Source organism: Desulfococcus sp., assembly GCF_041737845.1.
Taxonomy (GTDB): Bacteria; Desulfobacterota; Desulfobacteria; order Desulfobacterales; family Desulfococcaceae; genus Desulfococcus.
Genome location: NZ_JBGSQX010000166.1, coordinates 1 through 2,468 on the forward strand (window position 1 = coordinate 1; position 2,468 = coordinate 2,468).

The following is a 2,468-nucleotide window of genomic DNA, read 5'->3' on the forward strand; positions in this document are numbered from 1 at the left end:
CCGACCACGGTGTTGTCGTGGTTTTCGGCGAGCATGAGCGTCCATTCGGTCGTCCCCGACGGGAGGCGGAGCTTGGCCCCCACGGCGGATTCGTCCCATTCCACCGCGCCGTTTTCAGGGTTTCGCCGCGGCACGCCGATCACCTGAAAATCGCCGTTCTCTCCGGCCGGCAGAAGGGCCAGGGCCATGTCGTCCCCCACCTTGTAATCCCGGACGACGTCGGTGGGGGCGAAGGGGTTGAAGAGGTCCATGGGGTTGAAAAGCATCCCGTTTCCCCAGGTCACGGCCTGGCGGCCGAGCCGAAAATTTCCCCACGGCCGGTCAACGGTCAGGAAGAGGCGGTCGAGGCGATGGTAGAGCGCCCCGTCCGCGCCGTCCGCGACCACATGGGTGAGGTCCATCAGGCGCCGGTCATCGGAAATGGCCCGGATCTCCGGCGAGAAGAGGCCGCCGCCTGAACTCACGCCGGTGAGATCCCGCAGTTCCCGCCCCTTCCGCCAGGTGTCTCCACCCACCAGAACGGCTTCGTAGTGGGTTTCAAAGCTGCCCCAGTCCCCGAAAAAAAGCTGGTTCTTGAGCCGGAATTCGCCGGATCCGTCCAGGTAGGTCCCGGTCCCGACCCATTGATAGAGGCTCTCGTCGTCCGGCCGGGAAACCGCCGCCCGCGCCCGGAAATGCCCTCCCCAGGCGATGAAGCGCTCTTCGCCGGGATCTTCGCCGGACGCTGCAAGCCCGGGGGCAAGGCACAGGACGGCAAGAATCCCGATCCAGACAAGGGGCCGGCACGTAGGGGCAACCCCCCGTGGTTGCCCTCCAGCCAGGTCAGACCTCACTTCCGGATATCGTCGGCCACGCGGCCGTCCCGGATCAGCACCAACCGCCGGGCCTGGTCCATGACCCGTTCGTCGTGGGTGGAGAAGACGAAGGTCACCTCCTTTTTCTCGTTCATCTCCTTCATGATCGCAAGGAGGCTCTTGCCGCTTTCGGAGTCGAGGTTGGCGGTGGGCTCGTCGGCCAGCACGATGGCCGGGTTCGCGACAATTGCCCGGGCCACGGCCACCCGCTGCTGCTGGCCCCCGGAGAGCTCGGCCGGCCTTCGGCCGTACATGCCGGAGAGCCCCACCTCGTCCAGGACGGCCCTGGCCCGATCCCGGCGCTCCCCGGACGGCACCCCCTGGAGCAGCATCACGTACTCCACGTTTTCAACGGCCGACAGGACGGGGATCAGGTTGTAGGACTGGAAGACGAACCCGATCCGGTAGAGGCGCAGCTCCGCGAGGCTGGACGGGCTCATGCGGCTGAAATTCCGGCCGTCCACGATGATCTCCCCGGCATCGGGCACATCCAGGCCGCCGATGAGGTTGAGGACCGTGGTCTTTCCCGACCCCGAGGGGCCGGCCAGGGCCATGAATTCGCCCTTCTCCACCGAGAGGCTGATCCCCCTCAGGGCCGGCACATCGATCTTTCCCTGCCGATAGGTCTTGACCACATCCCTGCATATCACCATGTCCATGGGTGCCTTCCTCCCCTATCGCCCATCGCCTGCAGCCTCAATACCTTGCCATCGCCTCCACCGGCGTGATCCGGGCCGCCTTGAGGGCGGGATAGAGGCTGACCGCAAGCCCCAGGACCCAGACCGTGAGGTCGGCCTCAACGGCGCTCTTCCAGGCCAATGCCGGATAGATCACCCGGGGCATCCCCGCGTATTCCATCCCCGCGGCAAAGGCCGAGAGGTCGATGCCGTTTTCCGCCAGGGCCGCGACAGCGGCGAAGGCCGCGGCATTCCCCGCCGCCATGCCGATGACCAGCAGGAGGGCGGATTCCGCCAGCACCTCCCGAACGATCCCCCCGGGCTTCATCCCCAGGGCCCTCAGGAGCCCGAACTCCCGCATCCGCTCGAAGACCGCCATGAGCAGGGTGTTCACGATCCCGAATCCCATGGCGATGAAGACGACCAGGTACCAGATGGCCGTAAAGGTGTCGTTCATCCCGATGTAGGCGGTGAGCATGGGCAGGAGTTCCCCCCAGGTATGGACCTCATAGCGGTCCGGAAGCTGCGCCCGCAGAGCGCCTGCGACCGGGTCCGGATCGACGCCGTCGGGCAGGAGGACGGCAATCTCGGAGAGGCCCTGCGCCAGTCCCAGCATCTCCTGCGCCGCCGAAAGGGAGACGAAGACGAACTGCTTTTCCGTGGCCTCCAACTCCGCCCGGAAGACGCCGACGATGGTGAAGGCCCGGGAGGCCATCTCCCCGTCCGCGGCCTGGGCCATGAGGACCAGTTTCCGCCCCACGCGGGTCTCGAATTTCTCGATGAACGCCCGGCCCACAAGGATGCCGTAGGGGTCATCGGCGGCCAGTTGGCGTCCTTCGGCCACCGCGGACCCGATGAAGGAGACCCCGGCCTCCCGCGCCGCCTCGATCCCCACCAGGGTCACGCCGGCCGAGTGGCGGGCGTTTCCGGCGACGGC

Annotated in this window: 3 protein-coding genes; all 3 read right to left on the reverse strand. The window is 66.9% G+C overall.

Annotated elements, in window-relative coordinates:
- Positions 1 to 833: hypothetical protein (locus tag ACEW8N_RS20585; protein ID WP_373501748.1), on the reverse strand; the 833-nt coding region annotated here is incomplete at its 3' end.
- Complete coding sequence (locus ACEW8N_RS20590) at positions 830 to 1,513, reverse strand: ABC transporter ATP-binding protein (protein WP_373501749.1); 684 nt, start codon at positions 1,511 to 1,513, stop codon at positions 830 to 832. The genes ACEW8N_RS20590 and ACEW8N_RS20585, both read right to left, overlap by 4 nt.
- Positions 1,514 to 1,550: 37 nt before the next feature.
- A partial coding sequence (locus ACEW8N_RS20595) for an ABC transporter permease (RefSeq protein WP_373501750.1) occupies positions 1,551 to 2,468 on the reverse strand: 918 nt, incomplete at its 5' end.